Origin of the sequence: Streptomyces sp. NBC_01463 (genome assembly GCA_036227345.1) — a bacterium.
In the GTDB taxonomy this organism is placed as follows: Bacteria; Actinomycetota; Actinomycetes; order Streptomycetales; family Streptomycetaceae; genus Streptomyces.
Map to the genome: position 1 here is coordinate 911,655 of CP109468.1, position 23,214 is coordinate 934,868.

Below are 23,214 nucleotides of genomic sequence, written 5' to 3' on the forward strand. Positions count from 1 at the left end.
AGGGTTCCGGGTGCGGGTAGGCGCTGGTCAGCGGCCGGTCTGGCGCATCAGCAGATCGCGCAGGGCGCGGGTGTGGCGGCGGCTGACGGGGAGGGAGGCGGTGCCGATGCGCACGCTCATGCTGCCCGCGTCCAGCCGCAGTTCGTCGATCCGGCCGAGCGCCACCAGGTGGCGGCGGTGGATGCGGACGAATCCGCGGGTGCGCCAGCGCTCCTCCAGGGTGGTGAGGGGGACGCGGACGAGGTGGCTGCCGGTCGCGGTGTGCAGCCGGGCGTAGTCGCCCTGGGCCTCGGCGTAGGCGATGTCGTCGATCGGGATGAAGCGGATGACGCCGCCCAGTTCGACGGGGATCTGATCGTGCGCGGTGTCGTGCACGGGTGCGGAGCGGTCGCCGACCTGCTCGGCGACACGGCGCACGGCCTCGGCCAGGCGTTCGCGGCGTACGGGTTTGAGGACGTAGTCGACGGCCTTGAGGTCGAAGGCGTGCACGGCGAAACCCTCGTGCGCGGTGACGAAGACGATGAGCGGGGGTGCGGCGAAACCGGCGAGCAGCTGGGCGACGTCGAGTCCGGTGAGGCCCGCCATGTGGATGTCCAGGAAGACGACGTCGATGGCGGCGGGGTCGTCCGGACCGGCATCGACGGCGCTGCCGATGCGGCGCAGCGCCTCGGTGGCCCCGGTGGCGCCCTCGGCGCTGCGGATCCGGGGATCGGCGCGCAGGAGGTACAGCAGTTCCTCCAGGGCGGGTTCTTCGTCGTCGACGGCGAGTACGCGGAGCATGAGGCCGGAGTTTAAGGGCTGCGCGGGGCGATGCGGAGGGGCGGTGCTGAGTGATTCACGGGTTGTTTCCGTACGGGACGGCATGTGCACCCCGCCCCACCGTCGCGATGTCGGCGCCTACGCCCTGGGCGTGCTCGGCGCCGCCGACGCCTTCCGTTTCGAGGAGCATCTGGAGGGCTGTGCCCGGTGTGCGTGCGGGGTGGTGGAGCTCGGTGGGGTGACGGCCGCGCTCGGCCGGTACGCGCGGCTGACGCCGCCGGGCGTCGATCCGGTGGTCCGGCCGGGTCCCGGGCTGGTGCGCCGGGCGACGGAGGCGGTGGCGGCCGGGCGGCGCGGGGCGCGGCGGCGGCGTCTCGCCCTGGTTGCGGCGGCGGTGGTCCTCGCGGCCGGGGCGCCGTTCGCGCTGCCGGGCGGGGAGCGGGAAGCCCAGCGGTGGGAGGCCGCGGACCGGGGCTCGGGGATGTCGGCCGTCGTGACGGCGGGGGCGCGGGAGTGGGGCAGCGAGGTCGGACTCGAGGTGTCGGGGGTCCCCGGGCCGGGGGTGTGCTCGCTGGTCGCGGTGGGGCGCGACGGGGACGAGGAGACCGTCGCGACCTGGTCGTCCGGCGGCCCCGCGGAGCCGGTCCGGATGAGCGGCGGCGCGGCGCTGCGGCCCGGGGCCATCGCCCGGTTCGAGGTGCGGACGGCGGCGGGGCAGCGGCTGCTGCGGCTCACCCGCTGAGAGGGAGGGCCGGGGCCCTACTTGAGCAGCTTGGAGAGGCGGCGGTCGGCGAGGGGCTTGCCGCCCGTCTGGCAGGTCGGGCAGTACTGGAGCGATGAGTCGTTGAAGGACACCTCGCGGACGGTGTCACCGCAGACCGGGCAGGGCTCGCCGGTGCGCCCGTGGACCCGCATCGCGCTCTTCTTCTCTGCCTTGAGCCGGCCCGCCTCAAGGCCGCTGGAACGGGCCACTGCGTCGTTGAGCGTGCTGCGCAGAGCGGTGTACAGCCGGGTGGTCTCGTCGTCGGTGAGGTGCGCGGTGAGCTTGAACGGCGACATCTTCGCGACGTGCAGGATCTCGTCGCTGTAGGCGTTGCCGATGCCGGCGATGAGGGACTGGTCGCGCAGGGCGCCCTTGATCTGGCGCCTCTCCCCCGCGAGGAGCGCGGCGAACGCGTCCCGGTCGAAGGACGGGCCGAGCGGGTCGGGCCCGAGCCGGGCCACCCCGGGGATCTCGGCCGGGTCGTGCACCAGGTGGACGGCGAGGCGCTTGGTGGTGCCGGCCTCGGTCAGGTCGAAGCCGTCGCCGCCGGTGAGGACGGTGCGCAGCGCGAGAGGGCCCTTGCCCGGGCGGGGCGGGTTGGCGGGGAAGGAGTCCTTCCAGTGCAGCCAGCCGGCCCGGGCGAGGTGGGTGACCAGGTGCAGCGGTCCGACGGCGATGTCGAGGAACTTGCCGTGCCGCCGGACCCCGGTGACCGTACCGCCGTGCAGGGCGGTGAGCGGTGGGTCGTACGTCTTCAGGACGCTGATGGCGAGCGGCAGGACGCGGTCGATCTCCCTGCCGACCAGGTGGTCGTCGAGGAAGACCCGCAGGGCTTCGACTTCGGGCAGTTCGGGCATGGTTCCAGCCTGCCGCAGCCGTCGCCCCGGCGCCTACCGGAGGCCATACACGCCTTCGGCCGTGGTGGCGAGGACCGCGTCCCGCTCGTCGTCGGCGAGCCCGTCGAGAAGGGCGAGCGCGGCCTCGACGACCTCGGTGTACGTCGCCGCGAGCCGGCACACCGGCCAGTCCGAGCCGAACATCAGCCGGGTGGGCCCGAAGGCTTCGAGAACGGTGTCCGCGTACGGGCGCAGATCCTTGACGGTCCAGTTGTGCGGGTCCGCCTCGGTGACGAGTCCGGAGAGTTTGCACACGGTGTTGGGCAGGGCGGCGAGGGCCCGCAGCTCGTCGGCCCAGGGGTGGAGTTCCCCGGCGGCGACCGGCGGTTTGCCGGAGTGGTCGAGTACGAGGACGAGCCCGGGCAGCAGTTCGGCGGCCCGCACGGCGGCGGGCAGCTGGTGGGGCTGGACCAGCAGGTCGTAGACGAGCCCGGCCTCGGACACGGCGGTCAGCCCGCGCAGGACGTCCGGGCGCAGCAGCCAGCGCGGGTCGGGTTCGCCCTGGACCTGGTGGCGCAGCCCGACGAGCCGGTCGCCGCCGGGGAGCTCGCGCAGGGCGGCCAGGGTGTCGGCGATATCCGGTGCGGTGAGGTCGCTCCAGCCCACGACGCCCGCGACCAGATCGCTGCCGTCGGCGAGCGCGAGGAATTCGGGGGTCTCGGCGGCGACGGTGACGGTCTGGACGAGGACGGTCGCGTCCACCCCGTTGGCCCGGGCCTCCGGCTCCAGGTCCGCCACGGTGAAGTCGCGGCGCAGGGGGGCCAGTTCCTCGCCGGTGATCCAGTCCTGGTCGCGTACGGAGAGGTCCCACACGTGGTGGTGGGCGTCGACGATGCGGGGGCGGCCGGTCATGTCACAGCTCCCAGGCGACGGGGAGGCCCGCTGCGGCGCCGTCCGATGAGTAGTCGTGGGCCACGTCGAGGAGTTCGTCCATCCTGGCCTGCCAGGCGACGTTGACGGGGAGCTGTTCCAGTTCGGCGAGGAGCCGGGCGTAGTCGTCGCACTCGATGACGTGGAAGAGATCGGTGCCGCTGCGCCAGATGGTCCAGGAGCCGGCGCCGGCGGCGCGGATGGCGCGGGTCAGTTCGGCGGGGACCTCGCGGTGGGCGGCCTCGTACTCCGCGACGCGGTCCGCGCGGACCTTGGTGTGCAGGGCGATACGCATGTCAGTGTCCGTTCTCGGTCAGCAGGCCCTCGGCGCGCAGGTCGTCCCAGAGGGCCTCGGGGATCTCCCGGCGGAGCAGGGCCGCGGCGTCGCGCACCTCGTCCGGGGACCGGGTGCCGACGAGCACGCCGGCGACCGCGGGGTGGGCGAGCGGGTAGTGCAGGGCGGCGGCGCGCAGCGGCACACCGTGGCCCTCGGTGACGGCCTTCAGGCGCAGCGCCCGGTCCAGGAGGTTCAGGGGCGCGGCGGCGTAGTCGTAGGTCGCGCCGGGGCGCGGGTCCGCGAGGAGGCCGGAGTTGAAGACGCCGCCGACGACGACGCTGCGGCCGCGGGCGGCGGCGGCGGGCAGCAGGTCGTGCAGGGCTGACTGGTCGAGGAGGGTGTAGCGGCCGGCGCAGAGCACCACGTCGGCGTCGGTGTCGGTGACGAACCGGGTGAGCATCGCGGTCTGGTTCATGCCGGCCCCGATGGCCCCGATCATCCCTTCGGCGCGGAGCTTCTCCAGTTCCGGGTAGGCCTCGTGGAAGGCGGCCTCGGCGTGGTCGTCCGGGTCGTGCAGGTAGGCGATGTCGATGCGGTCGAGGCCGAGCCGTTCCAGGCTGTCCTCGATGCTGCGGCGGACCCCGGCGGCGCTGAAGTCCCAGCGCCTGCGGTGGGTGGCGCGGACGGCGAAGCCCTCGGAGAGCGAGTCGGACGCGGCGGCCCCGCCGTCGGGCAGCGGGTCGAGGACCCGGCCGACCTTGGTCGACAGGACGAACGCGTCGCGGGGACGGCCGCGCAGGGCCTCGCCGAGGCGTCGCTCCGAGAGGCCGAGCCCGTAGTGCGGCGCGGTGTCGAAGTAGCGGACGCCCTCGTCCCAGGCGGCGTCGACGGCGGCCGCGGCCTGTGCCGGATCGACGGCGCTGAAGAGATTGCCGATGGCGGCCGCCCCGAAGGACAGCTCGGTGACCTCGACCGCGCTGTTTCCCAGCCTGTTGCGCCGCATGACTCCGCCGCCCTCCCCGATGATCGCTTCCTGCACACAGCGAATATTCATCGGATCACTTGGGCGCGTCAACACCCCGGGGAGGATCAACTACGAAGATTGCCCCGTGACCTGTCCGATCTATGGAGTGCCGCTCACCGGCAGCAGCGCCAGCAGTTCGGCCACTTCCTCCTCGGCGCAGCGCCCCAGCCGGTCCAGGTCGGGCAGGGCCTTGCCGTCGGCGACCAGACCGATCTGCACGGTGGAGCCGTACGTGGTCAGCGCGACGGCCAGGGACTGGCCGCGGGCCAGCGGCGCCATGGGGTAGAGCGCGCGCAGCGGGCAGCCGCCGAGCGAGAGGGCCGAGCGCGGCAGCGGCACACTGGTGACGAGCACGTCGAAGAGCATCCGGGCGGCGTTGCCCGCGATCGGTGCGCCGAACCGGTGGGCCAGCGAGGGAAGCTGGTCGGCGAGCACGGCGACCGCGCCGGCCCCGCGCAGCGGCCCTGCCGACTTGTTGCGGTCCATGGCCCCGCGGACGGCCCGCAGCCGCTCCCAGGGGTCGGGTTCGGAGACGGGCAGGCCCAGAAGATAGGCGGAGAGCCGGTTGCCGGTGGCGGCGGCCGCACCGCCCGGACGGCGCCGGGAGACCGGGACCAGGGCGCGCGGATCGGCTCCGGGCAGCGGTTCGCCGCGCTCCAGCATCCAGCGGCGCAGCGCTCCCGCCACCACCGCGAGCAGCACGTCGTTGCCCGTCCCGCCGGCGGCCCGGCGGATCCGCCGGACGGCTTCGAGGTCGAGATCGGCGGTGGCCAGGCGGCGGGTGCCGCTGGAGCTGGCGCTCAGGGACGGTGCGCCGCGCAGGTCGAGGCGGCTGGCGCGTACCAGCGAGGCTCCGACCCCGAAGGCCCGGCCGAGGTCCTCGATCCGTCCGAGGGCGAGCCCGGCGACCTGGCGCGGGCCGGGCATCCAGGAGCGCGGCGGCACGGGACGCACCCGGCCGGCCGTCACACCGGGCCGGCCCCGGCCGGCCGCCGTGGCGATCTCGTCGAAGATCCCGGCCCCGATGGCGACCGCGCGCATCCCGTCGGCGAGCGCGTGGTGGAGCTTGACCAGGACGGCGAAGGGACCGTCGGGGGCGCCGCCGATGACGTACATCTGCCAGGGCGGCAGCCCCCTGCGCAGCGGCTGCTCCATCAGTTCCCCGGCGAGCCGGGTGGCCGCCGCCATGAAACCGCTCTCGTCGGCGGTCTCCGCCGCGGGCAGCCGCACCCGCTTGACGTGCCGGTGGACGTCGAAGTCCTTGTCCACCGACCAGGCCGCGCCGCCGACGGGCAGCAGCACGTCACGCACCCGCATCCGCAGCCGGGGGATGGCCGCGGCCCGGCTGCCGAGCAGTTCGAGCAGGTCCTCGGGTCCGGGGGCCGGGCCCGCGCCCGGCGAGAAGACGGCGAGTGCGCCGAGGTGCATGGGGTGCGCATCGGACTCGAGGTGCCAGAAGGCGAGATCGAGAGGTGCCAGTAGCTCAGTGCCCAACGGGTCCTCATGTCATCGAAGACGAGACTGACGGAGTCGCAGTCAATCTCCCGCAGTCGGTTACGGTCAAGTACAGACATGTTACGTTCTGTTACTTTGCAGTAGTGTTCAATGCCGCCGCACGCCCGATCCGGCGGGACCGCCGGATCAGCCGCGCGGCGGGATGACGAATTCGCACCAGACGCACTTGCCGGTGCCCCGGGACTCGACACCCCAGGCGTCCGCCAGCCGGTCGACGAGCATCAGACCGCGGCCGGAGACCCCGGCATCGCCCGCGTCCCGGCGGCGCGGAAGGGCGCTGGACCGGTCCTCGACATCGACGCGCAGCCGCCGCTCGGGCCCGGTGAGCACCCGGATGGTGACGATCGCGCCGCCGTCGGTGTGCATCAGCGCGTTGGTGGTCAGTTCGTCGGCGGCCAGCTCCACCTCGTCCGCCCGCTCCTTCGCGCCCCACGCCCGGACGGCCGCACGGATCATGTGGCGGGCCGAGCTGAGCGCCTCGGGGTCGTTCTGGGCCACGTGCTGCTGGAGCCGTCCGCCGGGCTGCGGGGCGTGTGCCGCCTTCCGGCGCAGCAGCAGCACCGCGACGTCGTCCTCGCCGCCGCGCTCGTCGACCGATTCGCAGAGCCGGTCGGCCAGCTGCTGAAGGTCCTCGGGGCCGTTCCTGATCATGGCCGTGAGCAGTTGCATGCCCTCGTCGAGGTCGGCTCCCGGCAGCTCCACCAGGCCGTCGGTGAACAGCACCATGGTCTGCCCGGGGTCCAGCTCGACCGTGCTGACGGGATACTCCAGCCGCCCGAACTCGGCGGAGAGCCCCAGTGGCAGCCCGCCCTCGACGGGCACCTTGCGGCAGCTCCCGTCGGCCTCCCGCACCAGCGGGTCCACATGGCCGGCCCGGACCACCTGCACCACTCCGGTGGTCAGGTCGGCCTCGGCGTACGTACAGGTCGCGAACCGGTCCGTGTCCAGCTCGTGCAGGAAGACGGAGGCCCGCGCCATGACGGTGGCGGGGCTGTGCCCCTCGGCGGCGTACGCCCGCAGCACGATGCGCAGCTGTCCCATGACGGCTGCGGCGTGCGTGTCGTGGCCCTGGACGTCCCCGATGACGGTTCCGACCCGGCCGCCGGGCAGCGGGATGACGTCGTACCAGTCGCCGCCGATGTCCCGGCCCAGCCGGGCCGAGCGGTAGCGGACGGCGATCTGCGCGCCCGGCACCTCGGGGATCCGGCGGGGCAGCATGGCCTGCTGGAGCCCCTCGGCGAGGTCGTGCTCCTGCTCGTAGAGCATGGCCCGCTGGAGGCTCTGGGCGATGGAGCTGCCGAGGGCGACCAGCAGGTTGCGCTCGTCGCCGGTGAAACCGTCCTTGTCGCTGTAGAGCAGCCCGAGTGCGCCGATCGGGCGGGCCTGGGCGATCAGCGGCATATAGGCGGCGGAGGTGATGCCGAGGTGGCTGATGTGGGGCCACAGGATCGGGTACGAGTCGGCGAAGTCCTCCGCGGAGTCGATGAAGCGCGGGGTGAGCGTGCGCACGACCTCGCTCATCGGGTACTGCTCGTCCGTGCGGGTGTACCGGGTCCCCGGCACGAAGGCCCCCTCGGGCCCGTCGGCGACCAGATGGATGCGCCCGGCCTCGATCAGCCCCATGACCAGACTGGTCGCTCCCAGGTGGGCGAGCCCCTGGGAGTTCTTGAGCACGTCGATGACGTCCTTGACGGTACGGGCGTGGGCGAGCGCGGCCGTGGTGGCCTCCACCAGGCTGGTGCGCCGCCGGCGCTCCTCGTCCAGCTCGCGGCGGGCCGTGGAGTCGGCCAGCTCCTGGGTGGCGTCCCGGACGATGCCGATGATGCGGCGCGGCCGGCCGGTGGGGTCACGCCGGACGAAGCCCTGGGTGTGCGTCCACTGCAGGGTGCCGTCGCGCCGGCGCATGCGGAAGTACGCCCCGTAGTTGGTCAGGCCCGATTTGAGCGCCTCGGTGACCATGGCGTCGAGCCGCACGCCCTCGTCCGCCGGCACCCGGATCCCGAGCGTCGTCGGCTTGTCGTCGTACTCGTCGGCCCGCAGGTCGAACACGTCGAGGGCCGCCTGGTCCATGTGCATGAGGCCGCTGTCGAGGTCCCAGTCGAAGCTGCCCATACGGTTCAGGGCGAGACTGAGGTCCGGGTGGGCGGGCCAGTCGTCCGGGAGTGACAGGGCACCCGCTACCCGATCATCCATATGCGTCACTCTGCCATCATTTGTCCGATTGTTCGAGCGAGCAGTCCATCTGGTGAACGTGCGATGGAACACATTTCCGGGCCACCCGGGAGGGCCGGTTCCCCGGGGATTCCCAAGGGATTCCCCGGAACGGCGCGGGTGCGGGGTGCCGGAAATCCCCGCAGAACACCTCCCCCCTCCGAAAGCGGGCAGGACCAGCGACTAACGTGTGCGTCGGGGCGGAGTAAGCCAAGCCTTACCAAGGCCCGCCCTGCTCCTGCTCGCCCGTCCTAAGGAACAGCCCTCCATGACACGCCCCGTCCGCGTCGCCATCGTCGGAGCCGGTCCCGCCGGAATCTACGCAGCGGACGCGCTGCTCAAATCCGACGCCGCCGCCGACCCGGGTGTCTCCATCGACCTGTTCGAGCGGATGCCCGCCCCCTTCGGCCTGATCCGTTACGGCGTTGCCCCGGACCACCCGCGGATCAAGGGCATCGTGCAGGCGCTGCGCCAGGTCCTGGACAAGCCGCAGCTGAGGCTCTTCGGGAACGTCGACTACCCGGGCGACATCGGCCTGGACGAGCTCCGGACCTTCTACGACGCCGTGATCTTCTCCACCGGCGCCGACGCGGACCGCGCCCTCGACATCCCGGGCAACGAGCTGGACGGCTCCTACGGGGCCGCCGACTTCGTCTCCTGGTACGACGGCCACCCTGACGTGCCGCGCACCTGGCCGCTGGAGGCCGAGAAGGTCGCCGTACTGGGCGTCGGCAACGTGGCCCTGGACGTGGCCCGCATCCTCGCCAAGACGGCCGAGGAGCTGCTGCCGACCGAGATCCCCGCCAACGTCCACGACGGGCTCAAGGCCAACAAGGCTCTGGAGGTGCACGTCTTCGGGCGGCGCGGTCCGGCCCAGGCCAAGTTCAGCCCGATGGAGCTGCGGGAGCTGGACCACTCGCCGAACATCGAGGTCATCGTCAACCCCGAGGACATCGACTACGACGCGGGCTCGATCGAGACCCGGCGCGGCAACAAGCAGGCCAACATGGTCGCCTCCACGCTGGAGAACTGGGCGATCCGCGATGTCGGCGACCGCCCGCACAAGCTCTTCCTGCACTTCTTCGAGTCGCCCGTGGAGATCGTCGGCGAGGACGGCCGGGTCGTCGGGCTGCGCACCGAGCGCACCGAGCTGGACGGCACGGGCAACGTCAAGGGCACCGGCCGGTTCAACGACTGGGACGTGCAGAGCGTCTACCGCGCGGTCGGCTACTACTCGCAGGAGCTGCCCAAGCTGCCGTTCGACGTCGCGTCCGGCACCGTCCCGCACGCCGCGGGCCGGGTGCTCTCCGGCGGTGAGCCGATGGAGTCGGTGTACGTCACCGGCTGGATCAAGCGGGGCCCGATCGGCCTGATCGGCCACACCAAGGGTGACGCCAACGAGACGGTCGCCTGCCTGCTGGAGGACCACGGCGCCGGCCGTCTCCCGGCGCCGGCGCAGCCCGAGCCGTCGGCCGTGACCGAGTTCCTGGAGGCCCGCGGCGTCCGCTACACCACCCGCGAGGGCTGGTACCGGCTGGACGCGCACGAGCGCGCGCTGGGCGAGGAGCAGGGCCGCGAGCGGGTGAAGGTCGTGGAGCGTCACGCCATGCTGGACGCCTCCGAGCCCGGCAACTGACACCGCGGCGAAGGCCCCGGAGCAGCCCTGCGCAGGGCTGCTCCGGGGCCTTCGCCGTCGCCGGGACGTCAGCGGCCCTGCAGCGCCTTCACGTTGTCCCCGAAGGTCCAGTTCTTGGATCCGTCCCAGTTCAGCGACCAGGTCATCAGGCCCTTCAGGCTGCCGCCGTAGTGGTTCCAGGCCTGCGAGACGAGGTTCGGCGCCATGTAACCGCCGCCGGCGCCCGGCTGGGCCGGGAGTCCGGGGACCTGCTTGTCGTACGGCACCCTGATGGTGGTGCCCTGGATGACGAGCCCCTTGTCGAGACAGTCCGTCTGCGCGGTGAAGCCCTCGACGGTGCCCGCGGAGTACGAGTCGCCGGAGCAGCCGTACATGCTGCCGTTGTAGTACTGCATGTTCAGCCACCAGAGCCGGCCGTTGTCCGCGTACTTCTTCACGATGGGCAGGTACGCACCCCAGATCGAGCCGTACGTGACGCTGCCGCCGGTGACGTAGGCCGTCTCCGGCGCCATCGTCAGACCGAAGCCGGACGGCATCTGCGCGAGGACGCCGTCGATGATGCGGATCAGGTTGGCCTGCGAGGCGGAGAGCTGGTTGATGTTGCCGCTGCCGCTCAGGCCGGTCTCGATGTCGATGTCGATGCCGTCGAAGTTGTACTTCTTGAGGATCGGCACCACCGTCTCGACGAAGCGGTCGGCGACCGTGCTCGAACTGAGGTCGATACCGGCCGTCGCACCGCCGATGGACATCAGGGTGGTGAGCCCGGACGCCTTCGCCTGGCACATCTCGGCCGGGGTCGGCACCTTCACGGTCGAGTCCATCCCGTCCTCCCACAGGACGGTGCCGTCGGAGAGGATCACCGGGAAGGCCGCGTTGAGCACGTTGTAGCCGTGCTGCGGGATGCGGCTGTCGGTGACCGGGATCCAGCCCAGCGGCGGGTGCACTCCGTTGGAGGCGCCGTCCCAGTTCTCCCAGTACCCCTGGAGCACCTTGCCCGCCGGCTTCGGCTTGACCGCGCAGGTGTCCTCCTGCGCGGAGCCCGGCGCGGCGGCCACCAGCATCGGCACGATGCACGCCGCCGCGAGGCCGGCCCCCAGCAGACGTGATGTACGACCGAACACGGCGACACCCCTTTCCGATTTGGCATGCTCCTGACAAACGAGGCCAGGACCACGGACGCGCCCAACGTAAAGTGGTCCAGACCTTCCGTCAATAGGTCTGGACCAAAAGCGGAGGCTGTGGCGGCCTCACGGGGCGCCGCGCGCCCTCAGGGACCGTTCGCGCACCTGGTCCGGGTAGCGCTCCGTGAACCGGACCGCCAGGACCAGCAGGACCGCCGGGATGACCCAGTTGTACCAGTCGGAACCGGACGACGTGTGGATCGCGAGCAGGCCCAGCAGCGCGGTGGCGACGAAGACCCCTCCCCAGACCAGCGTCAGCACCTGGTTGACGTGACGGAAGACGGGCGTACCCCACACCTCACGGGGTGTGGTGTCCCGCGCGTACTGCTCCGTGAACGGGACGAACGCCAGCGACCCGAGGGCCACCACCGCGATCACCCCGCTGGAGAGGACCTGGGCGTACCGCTCCAGCCAGTCCAGGTCCTGACGGTCGAGGAAGAGCGCCAGCACGCTGAGGACCGCGAAGAAGGCGATGCCCGCCACCTCCAGCACCTTGTAGGAACCCCGGCGCAGATCGGGCAGGTTGAGCACCACGGCGGCGACGAGGCCGGCCAGGGCCGCGTACTCCCAGGTACTGGGACCCGCGATGACGTCGAAGATGATCCACGGGGCGAACGCGAAGAAGAGATTCCCGGTCCGCCGCCCGGAATTGGCTTGGGTCACCGCACACCTCCCGGTGTGGCCCGGCACGGCACGCTGCCGCACCCTCCATGGTGGCGCCGGGGCCCGCCCGCCGCATCCCCACCCCCGCGGACACCCGCGTTGCAGCCGGTCGGGGCCGGGGATTGAATGAAGGGTCAGCACGGCGCGCGTCCAGGTGCGCGCCCGCCCCGGCAAGGGAGGCCGTCATGGCCGCAGATGCCTCGCGGAGTCTCGATCCGACCCGCGTCGTCCACCTGTCCGGCCGGTTCGCCCCGGTGACCGAGGAGGTCGACGAGACCGGCCTCCAGGTGCTGGGCGAACTGCCGGACGAACTCGACGGGCTGTTCCTGCGCAACGGCCCCAACCCCCGCTTCACACCGATCGGTTCGTTCCTCTATCCGATCGACGGGGACGGCATGCTGCACGGGGTGTGGATGTCCGGCGGCCGGGCCCGGTACCGCAACCGCTTCGTACGGACCCCCGCCGTGCTCGCGGAAGAGCGCGTCGGGCACGCCCTGTGGGGCGGCATCGAATCGATGATCATGCCTCAGGTGCCGGATGTGGAACCGGAGTTGGCGGGCACGTTCCGGGACCTGCCGGACATCAACGTGGTGCGGCACGCGGGGCGCCTGCTGGCGCTCGCCGAGTCGGACAGCCCGTTCCTGATGACGCCGGAGCTGGAGACGGCCGGCAAGGAGACCTTCGGCGGGGCACTGCCGGCCGGTATCACCGCGCACCCGAAGATCGACCCGGTCACGGGCGAGATGATGGTGTTCTGCTACGGCCTGGAACCGCCCTACCTCACCTGGTCGGCCATCGGCCCCACCGGCGAGGTGACCCGCGGTCCCACCGTCGTCGACGGGCTCGACGAACCGATGATGATCCACGACATGGGGCTGACCGCACGGTTCCTGGTGATCGTGCTGGCACCGGTGTTCTTCGACATCGCCGCGGCGATGAGCGGTGGGTCCATGATCGACTGGCGGCCCGAGCGGGGCACCCGGGTGGCCCTGGTCCCCCGCGACGGCGGCCCGGTGCGGTGGGCGTCCGACGAGGCGTTCTGGCTGTGGCACACGGTCAACGCGTACGACACGGAACCCGGCGGCGGTGATGTCGTCCTGGACTACGTGCAGTGGACCCGCCTCTCCATGGGCGCTCCGGACGGGAGCGGCCCGCCCAACACCGCGGGCCTGGTCCGCGCGGTCATCGATCCGGTCGCGGGCACGATGCGCCGCACGGTGCTGGACGAGGCGAGGATGGAACTCCCCCGCACGGACGACCGCTTGATCGGCCGGCGCCACGGGCAGCTGGCCGTGGCCGGGGACTCCGGCAACCCGGACCTGCTGCCGGGCGAGTTCGACGAGCTGCGCTGGTACGACGGCGGGGACGCGTCGGGCACGAGCGTGGTGTGGCGGGCCGGGAACCTGTCCGTCGGCGAGCCGGTCTTCGCGCCCGCCCCCGGCACCGCGCCGGGCAGCGGCGGCTACTGGATGACGTACGCCACCGACCGCACGGATTCGAGCAGCTGGCTGCTCGTCATCCCCGCCGACGACCCGGCGTCCGGCCCGGTCGCCCGGGTGCGGATACCGGTCCGGGTCCCCCTCGGCCTGCACGGGAACTGGCTGCCGACGCAGGAGTGACCCTTGGACCGCACCACCGCACGGGGCCCGTCCGTCAGCCGCCGACGGGCTCCGGACCGTCCTCGGACCCACTCTCCGTGTCGTCCTGCCAGGGCAGCCGGATCGCGGTCTGCGGCTCGTCGGTCATGGGCGGCACCAGGTCCTGCGGCGGATCGTCCGGGTCGACGGGGGTACCGGTCGGCTCGTCCGTCGGGAACTCGGGGAAAGGTTCGGGATATCCGTCGGTGGGGTCGTCCGACGGCACACCGGTAGGCGTGGGGCAGGGCAGCGGCGGTGCGAGCGGCACACCGGCCGGCTCCTCCGTGGCCCTGACGGCCTCGCCGGGCGGGGTCGCCCCGTCGGACGGCGGGCAGTCCTCCGGCGCGGGCGCCTCGCGCGAGGGCGTCGGCTCCCCCGGCTTCTGCGACTTCTCCGGCTTCTTCGGGGCCTTCGACCTCGTGGGGGTCGCTTCGGGCAGCGGCCCGGTGATGTCGGCTCCGGGCGCATAGGGCGGCGGCACCGCGGGCGTCCGGTCCCCGGCGCCCTCGTCGCCCGACGGCCGTTCGATCCAGGCGTCGTGCGCCACGTCGACGATGACCAGACCGGTGACGGCCTTCGGCGCCGGCTCGACGACGACGATGCGCGCCGGGTCGTAGCCGTCCCACGTCTCGCCGGTGGCGGTGCCGGCCGCTCCGGCGGGCCGGCTCAGCGGGTTGCCGCAGGCACAGCGCACCCGCGGCAGGCCGCGGCCGTCCACCATCACCGCGGTGCCGGCCTGGAGGACGGACTGGTACGTGGTGGCGGAGCCGGCCCGGAAACCGTGGTTGCCGACCCGGGTGTCGGCGCTCAGCACGACGGGGGTCAGACCGCGCAGGAAGTCCGCCACCCCGGCCCGGGACACGCCGGCGGCGTGCGCGAAGGCCGCCCGCCGGGCCGGGTCGTCGGCGAGGAAGCGGATCTGCTCGCCGACATCGCAGGAGGCGACGGAGCGGGTGCCCCCGTAGAGGCCCGGAGTCGATCCGGGAAGGGTGTGCGGGGCCTCGCCGCCCGAGGCGGAGGACCGCCGGGAGGCCGTGGCGGTCGGGGCCGGGGCCGCCCCGGCGGGCTTCGCCGTCGACCGGGTGAAGGGATCGGGCCCCCGGTCCGCGGCCGGCTGGAGGAGGATCTCCCCGGTGTCCGCCGTTCCCTCGGTGCCGCTGTCGCCGCCCACGCTCCCCCGCGCGCAGCCGGCGGTGACGAGGATGCCGGCGGACAGGACGGCGAGTGCGGCGCGCCGCATGCGTATCGGTGGGTGCACGAAGGGGTCTCCTGCCTGGTCACCGGTCCCGGGTGGTCCCCTCATGTCTGCCGCAGTTCCCCCGCCGCCGCAAGCCGGCGCCGCCCGAGGGGCGCAGGGCTCCGCAGGACGGGCAGAACAGCGCCTTGAACACGTTCAAGAAAGGCTCTAGAGTCATCGACGACAGCGCTTGAACATGTTCAATACCGGGGGAGGTGCGGTCATGTCGGTCCTGGTGGACCTGATCGTGATGCTGGGGATGCTGGTGATCGTGCCCGCAGGGCTGCGTCTGACGGGCGCACCGGACCTCGCCCGGATGGCCAGGCTGTGGCCGGTCTTCGCCGCGCCGGGGGCCGTCGCTCTCTGGCTGCCGCGCGGTCCGGCCGCCACCGCCCTGGCTCTCTGCTACGGCCTCGGGGCCGTACTCCTCGCCCTGCACGCCCTGCCCCGGCTGCGCTCGGCGCGCACGGCACCCGCCGAGATCGCCCTGCTCACCGCCCTGGTGACACCGGTGGTCGCCGCCACCGCGCTGGTCGCCGAGCGCGCGGGGCAGCCACTGTTCGGCTTCGGGCTCGGCATCCTGGCGCTGACCGTGCCGCACTTCCACTTCGCCGGATTCGCCGCCGCGCTGGTCTCCGGACTGGTCGGCCGGGTGGCGGGCAGCACGGCCGGACGGTTCGCGGCGCTGAGCGTGCCGCTGGGCACCCTGCTGGTCCTGATCGGCTACTTCATCGGCGACTGGGCCGAACTGGCCGGGGCAGTCGTACTGACGGCGGGGATGTGGACCGTCGCCCTGCTGACCTGGCGTACGGTCCGCCCCGCCGGCCGCGACCGCACCACCCGGCTGCTGCTCGCCACCTCGGCCGCCGTCCTCGCGGTGACCATGGTGCTCGCACTGAGCTGGGCGCTGGGCGAGGCCACCGGACTCCCCCACCCCACCCTGGCCTGGATGGCCGCCACCCACGGGGTGGGCAACGCGCTGGGCTTCGCGCTCTGCTCGGTGCTCGCCTGGCAGCGCCTGGGCCGCCCCGCCGTTCACGAAGGAAGGACCTCATGAGCAGCCTCAGCTATCCGGAGACCGGCGCCACCCGCCTCGGCCCCCTCCCCGACGGCTACCACCACCTGCACCACCGGACCCGGGTCGGGCGCGGCCGCGCCGACTTCGAGGCCGCGGGCGCCGCGATCACCGATTTCCGCATGCACCGCCTGTCGGGGGCCCGGGTCAGGGCCTCCGCACCGCGCGCCGAACCCGGTGCCGCCGTTCGGGTGGCGCTCGGGGCGGGACCGTTCCGGTTCACGGCGCCGTGTCAGGTGATCTGGGCCGAGTACGGCCCGGAGCGCATCGGCTTCGCCTACGGAACGCTGACCCGGCACCCCGAATGCGGTGAGGAGTGCTTCGTGGCCGAACTGGCGGACGACGGCACGGTCTCGTTCACCGTCCTCGCGTTCAGCAGGCCCGCCCGCTGGTACACCCGGATCGCCGGACCGTTCGTGCCGGTGGCTCAGCGCTGGTACGCCCGCAGGCTCGGCCGCACGCTGCGCAGGATCGTCGCGGAAGGGCGCGAATCCGCCGGCCGATGAGCCCGGCCGTATCCGCGGGCCGATACTGGAGGGGATGGACTGGTTCACCGCAGACGGGTACTGGCTCGGCCGTCTCCTCTTCCAGAAGACCCTCGCCGTCATCTACCTGACCGCCTTCCTCACCGCCGCGCTCCAGTTCCGGGCGCTGATCGGTGAGCGCGGCATGCTGCCCGCTTCCGAGCAGGTGCGGCGCACGGACTGGCGCACCGCCCCGGGGCTCTTCCGTCTCCACTGCTCCGACCGGTTCTTCGCCCTGGTCGCCTGGACCGGCTGCGCCCTGTCCGTCGCACTGCTCGCGGGAGTGGACGGGCACGTCCCGCTGGGGGCGGCCATGCTGCTGTGGGCCGTGCCGTGGCTGCTGTACCTGTCGATCGTGCAGGTCGGCGGTGTCTGGTACGGCTTCGGCTGGGAGTCGCTGCTCCTGGAGACGGGTTTCCTGGCGGTCTTCCTCGGCAACGCGGACACGGCGCCGCCGGTGCTCGTGCTGTGGCTGCTGCGCTGGGTGCTGTTCCGGGTGGAGTTCGGCGCCGGGCTGATCAAGATCCGTGGGGACGCGTGCTGGCGGAAGCTGACGTGCCTGTACTTCCACCACGAGACCCAGCCGATGCCGGGCCCGCTGAGCTGGTTCTTCCACCGGCTCCCCCGGCCCCTGCACCGGGCCGAGGCGGCCGCCAACCATGTGACCCAACTCCTGTTCCCGGTGCTCCTGTTCACCCCGCAGCCGGTGGCGGGCATTGCGGCGGGCCTGATGGTCGTCACCCAGCTGTGGCTGGTCCTTTCGGGCAACTTCGCCTGGCTGAACTGGCTGACGATCGCCCTCGCCCTGTCGGCCATGGACTGGTCCCCGGTCGCGGAGCCGCCCGCACAGTCCGCCGCACCCCTCTGGTTCGAGGTGGTGGTCATCGCCGTCACGGCGCTGGTGCTCGTCCTCAGCTACCACCCGGCCCGCAACCTGGTCTCCCGCCGGCAGGTGATGAACCGCTCCTTCGACCCGCTGCACCTGGTCAACACGTACGGCGCGTTCGGCAGCATCAGCCGGGTCCGGCTGGAGGTGGTGGTCCAGGGAACCGACGATCAGGTCCTCCGTCCGGGCACGGTGTGGCGGGAGTACGGCTTCCGGGGCAAGCCGGGAGATCCGCGGCGGCTGCCGCGCCAGTTCGCCCCGTACCATCTGCGGCTCGACTGGATGATGTGGTTCGCGGCGCTCTCGCCCGCGTACGCCCGGCCCTGGTTCGGGCCGTTCCTGGAGCGGCTGCTGGAGAACGACCGGGACACGCTGCGGCTGCTGCGGCACAACCCCTTCCCCGACGTGCCGCCGGCGCACGTCCGCGCCAGGGTGTACCGCTACCGGTACACGACCTGGCGCGAACTGCGGGCCACCGGGCAGTGGTGGCACCGCTCCTATGTGCGGGACTTCCTGCGCCCTACTCCGCCGGGCCCCTCCCCTGTCAGCCCGACCAGGCGATCTTGAACACCCAGGCATGCTCGCCGGTGCCGCGGGCCGCCGCGGGCACGTCGATCACCAGCGAGCCGCCGGTGGTGCGCCAGGTCAGCGGCCGGTCGTGGCCGAGCAGCGTGATCCGGTCACCGCTGCGGACCGGCACCGGGGCCCCGACGGTCAGCTTCGCCCCGGGCCTGGCCAGCGAGTGGATGTAGAACGCCTTGTCCGGGCGGACGGTGAACCGCAGGTCCTCACCGAGCTGCGGCATCCGCGACCAGTACGTGGTGTCGTAGACCGCCTCCCCGTTGGTCTTCAGCCACTCCCCCGTCTCGCGCAGCCTGCGCTGCATGATGTCGGGGATGGTGCCGTCGGCCTTCGGCCCGATGTCCAGCAGGAAGTTGCCGTTCTTGGAGACGATGTCGACGAGCGAGTGCACGATCTCCTCGGCGGTCATGTACTTCTCGTCCGGTGTCTGGGCGTTGTAGCCGTAGCTGAACGGATCGAGGCCGCGGCTGGACTCCCACTTGGCGGTGACGATCTGGTCGTACGTCGTGTACTCGGGCGTCGTGAAGTCGTGGGTCCCGATCCCCGAGCGGTCGTTGACCGTGACGTCGACGGGACGGGCCCGGTTCTTGGCCCGGTTGAAGTACTCGGCGAGCACCCGGTGGCTGTCGTTGTCGCCGCCGATGTCGCACCAGATGATCTCGGGGTCGTAGCCCTCGATGAGCTCCAGCATCTGCGGGCCCTGGAACTCGGTGACGTAGTCCCTGCCCGGCGTGTGGCCGGTGTACGGGACGGGCTCCAGGGTGTACGGGTTGCGCGGGGCGTGGCCCATCCACGGGTGGTCGGGGTTGAACCACTCGGGCATGGAGAAGTACAGCCCGCGGTGGAGCTCGGGGGTGTAGCGCCGGGAGGCGTCGAAGAGTTCCCTGATCACATCGCGCTTCGGCCCCATCTTCACCGAGTTGCGGTCGGAGAGCTTGGTGTCCCAGAGCGCGAAGCCCTCGTGGTGCTTGGAGGTGAGGACGTGGTACTGCGCGCCCGCGTCCCGGAACAGCTCCACCCAGGAGCGGGGGTCGAAGTGCTCGGCGCGGAACCGCGGGATGAAGTCGTCGTAGGCGAACGACTCGCCGTAGGTGTCCCGGTGGTGGGCGTAGGTGGGGTTGCCGGGGTCCTGCATCTGGTTCCAGTACCACTCGGCGTACTGCGTGCCGACCGGTGCCCAGGCCGGTACGGAGTAGACGCCCCAGTGGATGAAGATGCCGAACTTCGCGTCCTGGAACCAGTAGGGCGCCTGGTGGGCGGAGAGGGACGCGTCGGTCGGCGTGTAGTCGGGGACGCCGAGGGTGAGCGAGCGCCGGACGGTGGCCGCCTGCTGCCCGCGGCCGTGGGCGACCACACTGCCGTCCCGGGCGGTGCCGGGCGAGGTGCCCGGCCTGTTGCGGATGCCGATGCGGACACGGGCCTGGTCGCCGGGGGCGAGGCGGGTGATGCGGGCGGGGGCGACGGTACGCGCCCCGGGGACGTCCACCGAGAGGGTGAGTCCGTCGGCGGCGAGGATGCCCACCGTGCCCGCGTTGACGACGGTCGCCTCGACGCTCTGGGACCCGTGGTCCAGCAGCGAGGTGGTGGAGTGGGCGTCGCGGACCGCCAGCGCCCTTCCTTCCGCGGCCGGCTGGAGGGAGAGGGCGAAGACGTGCAGGCTGGCCTTGTTCTCCTCGGCGGGCCGCGTGGTGGGGAGCGTCAGGGCGACGACGTCCCGTGCCGGGTCGAGCGCGATCTCGGAGACGGCGAGGGAGACCGGGTGCGGGTCCTTCGTGCCGTCGGGGGTGTACCGGTAGGCGGCGGTCAGCTCGCCGTTGCCCGCGTACCAGTCCGGTCCGGCGAGGCCCGGGGACGTCGTGGTGCCGTCGGCGTAGTGCACGGTGGCCTTGCCCGAGGCGGCGCCGTAGCTGCACGAGGTGATGAAGAGCGCGGAGAGATAGCGCCCCGGCGGGACGCCGATGCGCTGCCCGAGCGCCACGATGTTGTTCCTGGCCCCGGCCTCGGCGGCCGGGAAGCGGAACGTGGTGCCGGCTATCTCCCTTTCCCCCGCCGGGAGTTCCTCGCCGGGGAAGGTGTAGCCGGAGCCGTCGAAGTCGCCGCCGCGGGCCTCCGCGGTGTCGATGCCGTCGTTGTCGAACCAGTCGTCGAGGGGGACGGGAACGGCCGGGGGTACGGCCCCCCAGTCATTCCGGTGAAGGGGCTCGGGGGCGGCTGCGGGGTGCGGGGCCGCTTCGGCGGTGGCGGGGGTGAGCAGGGCGGCGCCGACTGCCGCCCCTGCCGTCATTCCGAGTACATGGCGCCTGGGAAGTTCGGTCATGACATCCGATGATTGGAGCGCGACGCGAACCTGTCAATGCAATCTTCCAGACAGAACGAAACACCCCTACCGCAGCCATCGGATGACTGAGGAGAGAATCCGGTCCCGGCCGAGTGCGCGGCGCCCGGCCGGGCCCGGTCCGCCTACCGGTTGTCCTCGCGGTTCCTCAGCAACGTACGGATCTGCTGGACGAGTTCGTCGTCCTCGGACGCCGGCTTGGCGGACACCAGTGCGCCGAGGCGCTCGGCGGTCTGGAAGTCGTACGCCCGCTCCTCCTCGTCGCCGGGGACGTTGTCGTACTCCTCCCCGGCACGGAACCCGACGGTCAGGTCGACAACCTTGGCGATGAGCCAGGTGAGGATGAACGAGAAGGCGATGACCGAGACGATCGCGACGAGCTGCTTGCCCAGCAGCCCCCAGCCGCCGCCGTAGAAGAGCCCCTTCTTGCCGCTGATGCGCGCGGTGGCGAAGAGCCCCACCATGATCAGGCCGATCAGTCCGCCGACCCCGTGCACGCCCACCACGTCGAGCGTGTCGTCCACGTTGAAGCGGAACTTGAGCGTGACCGCGAAGGCGCACACCGCACCGACGACGAGGCCGGTGATGACCGCGCCGAGCGTGTTGATCTCACCGCAGGCCGGGGTGATGGCGACCATGCCGGCGACTGCGGAGGAGACGACGCCCATGGTGGTGACCCTGCCGGTGCGCCACTTCTCCACCAGCGGCCAGGTGACCATGGCTCCGGCGGCGCCGAGCTGGGTGTTGATGAAGGCCGCGGCGGCGGTCCCCTGGTCGGTCAGCGCGGAACCGGAGTTGAAGCCGAACCAGCCGAACCAGAGGAGACCCACACCGATGACGACGAGCGGAATGTTGTTGGGCCGCTCCTCGCGGCGGGCGAAGTCCCGCGGTGCGCGCAGGACGAGGGCGACGGCGAGTCCGGCGACGCCCGAGTTGAGCTCCACCGGCAGTCCGCCGGCGAAGTCCAGGGCCCCGAGGTGCTTCACGATCCAGCCGTCCGTGTCGAACACCCAGTGCGCGATGGGGATGTAGACGATCAGCAGCCACAGCACGACGAAGACGAGCCAGCCCCGCATCGTGGCGCGGTCGGCGATCGAGCCGCTGACGAGGGCCACCGTGATGACGGCGAAGCCCATCTGGAAGGTGCTGTAGACGTACGTGGGGATCGCGCCGGTCAGCGTGTTCAGCTCGATGTCGTGCATGAACACGTGGTCGAGGTTGCCGATGATGCCGGCGCCTCCGACGTCGGGGCCGAACGCCAGCGTGTAGCCGATGACCCACCAGACGAGCGTGCCGAAGGCCAGTGCGGCGAAGCTCATCTTGATCATCATGAGCACGTGCCGGGTGCGCACCATGCCGCCGTAGAAGAACGCGAGGCCGGGCGTCATCAGCAGCACCATGGCCGTGGACGCCAGCAGCCAGGCGGTGTCCCCGGAGTCGTACGCGGCCGGCATCGGCGCGGGAGCGGTGTTCATCGGCGGATACCTCGTCGGGGTGGGGGACGGTGGAGGTGGTGCGGCGCGGTCTACGGTTTGCGCAGGTCGGGGGCCGGGTGCCCGGTGAGCAGGCGGCGGACCGCCTGCCGGGCGGCCTCGTGCGCGGCGGCGACCCGGATCGGACTGTCGTCCAGCAGCCGTACCCAGGCGCCGCAGTCCCGGGGCAGGACGCTCACCCCGTACAGGACGCCGAGCCCGGCCAGCGCGTCGTGCAGGGTGTCGGCGATTTCGGTGGCGGGGACCCGGTCGGTCACCGCGAAGAGGGACGCGACATGGTCGTGGCCGGCGAACACCCCGGGACCGAGGGCCCCCTCGCCCTGCCGGCCGGGGACCAGACGCAGGGTGTCGACGGCGAGCAGGGTGCCGTCGGGGCGGCTGATGTGCAGGTCGGTGGCGAGCACCCGGTAGGCGTGCCGTTCGCCGCGGGCGAGCCGTCCGGCGGTGACCGTCTCGCCGACGACGACGGTGGCGCCGGGTGCGACGGTCACCTCGGTGCGCTGGTAGAAGCGGGCGTCCTTGAACGGGATCAGCGGATCCGGCAGGTACTCGACGTAGCTCCCGGCCTCCGCCGTCAGATGCACCCGCTGGCTCGCGTAGTCGTGCTCCATCCGGAAGACCTTGGTGGCGGCCTGGGTGGTCAGATGGACCTGGGTTTCCGGCCCGCAGCGGAAGTCCATCCGGTAGCGGTCCGCCTGGGCGATGCCGCCGCCGGTCGCCATCACGTAGACGTAGCTCATGCCGGGCAGTGCCGGGTCGATCCACAGCGGCCGCATGATCTGCAGCGGTGTCTTCTGGTAGCGCTCGACGAGTTCGGTGCGCCCGCCCCGTACGGCGAAGGCGAGGTCGAGGATGCCGACCTTGGCCGGCGAACCGGGGGCGAGGGTGTCCGGTACGGAGGCCAGGGCCGCCACGTCCGGGGGGACGCGGACCGCGGCGTAGTACTCCTCGGCGAGCCGGTCGGCGCGGGGCCGGTGCGGGGCGAGCGGCATGTCAGATCAGCACCTTGCGGCGCGATTCGAGGTAGACGGCGATGTCCTCGATCCCGACACCCGTGAGGCAGTCGGTGAGGACGACGGGCCGGTTGTCCCGCACCCGGTGCGCGTCCGACTCCATGACGTTGATGTCCGTGCGCACGTACTGCGCGATGTCGATCTTGTTGATGACCAGCAGGTCCGACTCGGTGATGCCGGGGCCGCGTTTACGGGGCATCTTCTCGCCCTCCGCGGTGTCCAGCACGAAGAGGAACAGGTCCACCAGGGCCGGGCTGAAGGTGAGCGTGAGGTTGTCGCCGCCGGACTCGTAGAGCAGCGTGTCCGTGTCCGGGTAGCGCTCCAGCATCTCCGCGCCGGCCGCCAGGTTCATCGTGGGGTCGTCGCGCACGGCGGTGTGCGGGCAGGCCCCCGTCTCGACGCCGACGACCCGTCCGGGTTCCAGGACGCCGGCCAGGGTGCGGCGGACGTGCTGGGCGTCCTCCTGGGTGTAGATGTCGTTGGTGATGACGGCGGGGCGGTGGCCGCGTTCGATCAGCAGCGGGACCAGCGCCTCGATGAGCGCGGTCTTGCCGGATCCGACCGGTCCGCCGATGCCGACCCGCAGTACGTTGTCGTCCATGGTGCTCCTGTGATCGCTGGGTGGGTCGGGTGGATG

At 72.0% G+C, this 23,214-nt stretch carries 20 protein-coding genes; 6 read left to right on the plus strand and 14 right to left on the minus strand.

Translation table 11 applies throughout. The annotated features are described in order from the left end of the window. Positions 1–27: 27 nt before the first annotated feature. Complete coding sequence (locus OG521_03980) at positions 28–780, minus strand: LytTR family DNA-binding domain-containing protein (GenBank protein WUW19986.1); 753 nt, start codon at positions 778–780, stop codon at positions 28–30. A gap of 82 nt (positions 781–862) precedes the next feature. Here OG521_03980 and OG521_03985 point away from each other — a divergent pair, with 82 nt between their 5' ends. After that, positions 863–1,501, plus strand: a complete 639-nt coding sequence (locus OG521_03985; protein ID WUW19987.1) for a zf-HC2 domain-containing protein — start codon at positions 863–865, stop codon at positions 1,499–1,501. A gap of 17 nt (positions 1,502–1,518) precedes the next feature. Here the strand turns inward: OG521_03985 and OG521_03990 are convergent, their stop codons facing one another. The 6 genes from OG521_03990 to OG521_04015 all read right to left on the minus strand — a co-directional run bounded on the left by OG521_03990 (position 1,519) and on the right by OG521_04015 (position 8,297). Continuing rightward, positions 1,519–2,379 carry an Fpg/Nei family DNA glycosylase gene (locus tag OG521_03990; GenBank protein WUW19988.1) on the minus strand — a complete coding sequence of 287 codons (861 nt, stop codon included), beginning with the start codon at positions 2,377–2,379 and terminating at the stop codon, positions 1,519–1,521. Positions 2,380–2,412: 33 nt separating this feature from the next. Continuing rightward, positions 2,413–3,270 (minus strand): amidohydrolase family protein, encoded by an 858-nt coding sequence (locus OG521_03995; protein WUW19989.1) that lies wholly within the window; start codon positions 3,268–3,270, stop codon positions 2,413–2,415. A 1-nt stretch (position 3,271) separates the two neighbouring features. After that, positions 3,272–3,583 carry an L-rhamnose mutarotase gene (locus OG521_04000; protein WUW19990.1) on the minus strand — a complete coding sequence of 104 codons (312 nt, stop codon included), beginning with the start codon at positions 3,581–3,583 and terminating at the stop codon, positions 3,272–3,274. A 1-nt stretch (position 3,584) separates the two neighbouring features. After that, positions 3,585–4,568 carry an aldo/keto reductase gene (locus OG521_04005; protein ID WUW26566.1) on the minus strand — a complete coding sequence of 328 codons (984 nt, stop codon included), beginning with the start codon at positions 4,566–4,568 and terminating at the stop codon, positions 3,585–3,587. Between the two features lie 120 nt (positions 4,569–4,688). Beyond that, positions 4,689–6,083, minus strand: coding sequence for a wax ester/triacylglycerol synthase family O-acyltransferase (locus OG521_04010; GenBank protein ID WUW19991.1), 1,395 nt, complete (start codon positions 6,081–6,083; stop codon positions 4,689–4,691). Between the two features lie 147 nt (positions 6,084–6,230). After that, complete coding sequence (locus tag OG521_04015; GenBank protein ID WUW19992.1) at positions 6,231–8,297, minus strand: SpoIIE family protein phosphatase; 2,067 nt, start codon at positions 8,295–8,297, stop codon at positions 6,231–6,233. 286 nt (positions 8,298–8,583) lie between these two features. On the opposite strand from OG521_04015, the gene OG521_04020 reads away from it, so the two are divergent. Beyond that, positions 8,584–9,951, plus strand: a complete 1,368-nt coding sequence (locus OG521_04020) for an FAD-dependent oxidoreductase (GenBank protein WUW19993.1) — start codon at positions 8,584–8,586, stop codon at positions 9,949–9,951. A 68-nt stretch (positions 9,952–10,019) separates the two neighbouring features. On the opposite strand, the gene OG521_04025 is transcribed toward OG521_04020, so the two are convergent. Continuing rightward, the gene (locus OG521_04025; protein ID WUW26567.1) at positions 10,020–11,012 is read right to left on the minus strand and encodes a chitinase; all 993 of its coding nucleotides are present in this window, start codon (positions 11,010–11,012) and stop codon (positions 10,020–10,022) included. A 186-nt stretch (positions 11,013–11,198) separates the two neighbouring features. Next, complete coding sequence (locus OG521_04030) at positions 11,199–11,795, minus strand: hypothetical protein (GenBank protein WUW19994.1); 597 nt, start codon at positions 11,793–11,795, stop codon at positions 11,199–11,201. A gap of 185 nt (positions 11,796–11,980) precedes the next feature. On the opposite strand from OG521_04030, the gene OG521_04035 reads away from it, so the two are divergent. Continuing rightward, positions 11,981–13,414 carry a carotenoid oxygenase family protein gene (locus OG521_04035; protein WUW19995.1) on the plus strand — a complete coding sequence of 478 codons (1,434 nt, stop codon included), beginning with the start codon at positions 11,981–11,983 and terminating at the stop codon, positions 13,412–13,414. Between the two features lie 34 nt (positions 13,415–13,448). Here the strand turns inward: OG521_04035 and OG521_04040 are convergent, their stop codons facing one another. Beyond that, complete coding sequence (locus OG521_04040) at positions 13,449–14,690, minus strand: hypothetical protein (protein WUW19996.1); 1,242 nt, start codon at positions 14,688–14,690, stop codon at positions 13,449–13,451. A gap of 202 nt (positions 14,691–14,892) precedes the next feature. Here OG521_04040 and OG521_04045 point away from each other — a divergent pair, with 202 nt between their 5' ends. The 3 genes from OG521_04045 to OG521_04055 are packed head-to-tail and all read left to right on the plus strand — an operon-like array spanning position 14,893 to position 17,721. Further along, complete coding sequence (locus OG521_04045; protein WUW19997.1) at positions 14,893–15,726, plus strand: YndJ family protein; 834 nt, start codon at positions 14,893–14,895, stop codon at positions 15,724–15,726. Next, on the plus strand, positions 15,723–16,250 hold the full coding sequence (locus OG521_04050) for a DUF1990 domain-containing protein (protein ID WUW19998.1): 528 nt from the start codon (positions 15,723–15,725) through the stop codon (positions 16,248–16,250). The genes OG521_04045 and OG521_04050 overlap by 4 nt, the downstream gene beginning before the upstream one ends. 34 nt (positions 16,251–16,284) lie before the next feature. Next, positions 16,285–17,721: a lipase maturation factor family protein gene (locus OG521_04055; protein ID WUW19999.1), complete on the plus strand. Its 1,437-nt coding sequence runs from the start codon at positions 16,285–16,287 to the stop codon at positions 17,719–17,721. Here the strand turns inward: OG521_04055 and OG521_04060 are convergent. From OG521_04060 to ureG, 4 genes are all read right to left on the minus strand, one after another. Then, on the minus strand, positions 17,699–20,053 hold the full coding sequence (locus tag OG521_04060) for an alpha-L-fucosidase (GenBank protein WUW20000.1): 2,355 nt from the start codon (positions 20,051–20,053) through the stop codon (positions 17,699–17,701). The two genes, OG521_04055 and OG521_04060, sit on opposite strands and share 23 nt — an antisense overlap. 143 nt (positions 20,054–20,196) lie before the next feature. Next, a complete protein-coding gene (locus OG521_04065; protein ID WUW20001.1) occupies positions 20,197–21,546 on the minus strand; it encodes an ammonium transporter in 1,350 nt (449 codons plus the stop codon). A 50-nt stretch (positions 21,547–21,596) separates the two neighbouring features. Further along, a complete protein-coding gene (locus OG521_04070) occupies positions 21,597–22,556 on the minus strand; it encodes an urease accessory protein UreD (GenBank protein WUW20002.1) in 960 nt (319 codons plus the stop codon). A gap of 1 nt (position 22,557) precedes the next feature. Then, the gene (gene ureG / locus OG521_04075) at positions 22,558–23,178 is read right to left on the minus strand and encodes an urease accessory protein UreG (protein ID WUW20003.1); all 621 of its coding nucleotides are present in this window, start codon (positions 23,176–23,178) and stop codon (positions 22,558–22,560) included. Positions 23,179–23,214 lie beyond the last annotated feature (36 nt).

Bases quoted from the DNA above. Each gene is read 5' to 3' on its own strand.
- OG521_03980 (WUW19986.1), bottom strand. From the start codon at position 780: ATGCTCCGCGTACTCGCCGTCGACGACGAAGAACCCGCCCTGGAGGAA.
- OG521_03985 (WUW19987.1), top strand. From the start codon at position 863: ATGTGCACCCCGCCCCACCGTCGCGATGTCGGCGCCTACGCCCTGGGC.
- OG521_03990 (WUW19988.1), bottom strand. From the start codon at position 2,379: ATGCCCGAACTGCCCGAAGTCGAAGCCCTGCGGGTCTTCCTCGACGAC.
- OG521_03995 (WUW19989.1), bottom strand. From the start codon at position 3,270: ATGACCGGCCGCCCCCGCATCGTCGACGCCCACCACCACGTGTGGGAC.
- OG521_04000 (WUW19990.1), bottom strand. From the start codon at position 3,583: ATGCGTATCGCCCTGCACACCAAGGTCCGCGCGGACCGCGTCGCGGAG.
- OG521_04005 (WUW26566.1), bottom strand. From the start codon at position 4,568: ATGCGGCGCAACAGGCTGGGAAACAGCGCGGTCGAGGTCACCGAGCTG.
- OG521_04015 (WUW19992.1), bottom strand. From the start codon at position 8,297: ATGGATGATCGGGTAGCGGGTGCCCTGTCACTCCCGGACGACTGGCCC.
- OG521_04020 (WUW19993.1), top strand. From the start codon at position 8,584: ATGACACGCCCCGTCCGCGTCGCCATCGTCGGAGCCGGTCCCGCCGGA.
- OG521_04025 (WUW26567.1), bottom strand. From the start codon at position 11,012: ATGCTGGTGGCCGCCGCGCCGGGCTCCGCGCAGGAGGACACCTGCGCG.
- OG521_04035 (WUW19995.1), top strand. From the start codon at position 11,981: ATGGCCGCAGATGCCTCGCGGAGTCTCGATCCGACCCGCGTCGTCCAC.
- OG521_04045 (WUW19997.1), top strand. From the start codon at position 14,893: ATGTCGGTCCTGGTGGACCTGATCGTGATGCTGGGGATGCTGGTGATC.
- OG521_04050 (WUW19998.1), top strand. From the start codon at position 15,723: ATGAGCAGCCTCAGCTATCCGGAGACCGGCGCCACCCGCCTCGGCCCC.
- OG521_04055 (WUW19999.1), top strand. From the start codon at position 16,285: ATGGACTGGTTCACCGCAGACGGGTACTGGCTCGGCCGTCTCCTCTTC.
- OG521_04060 (WUW20000.1), bottom strand. From the start codon at position 20,053: ATGACCGAACTTCCCAGGCGCCATGTACTCGGAATGACGGCAGGGGCG.
- OG521_04065 (WUW20001.1), bottom strand. From the start codon at position 21,546: ATGAACACCGCTCCCGCGCCGATGCCGGCCGCGTACGACTCCGGGGAC.
- OG521_04070 (WUW20002.1), bottom strand. From the start codon at position 22,556: ATGCCGCTCGCCCCGCACCGGCCCCGCGCCGACCGGCTCGCCGAGGAG.
- ureG (WUW20003.1), bottom strand. From the start codon at position 23,178: ATGGACGACAACGTACTGCGGGTCGGCATCGGCGGACCGGTCGGATCC.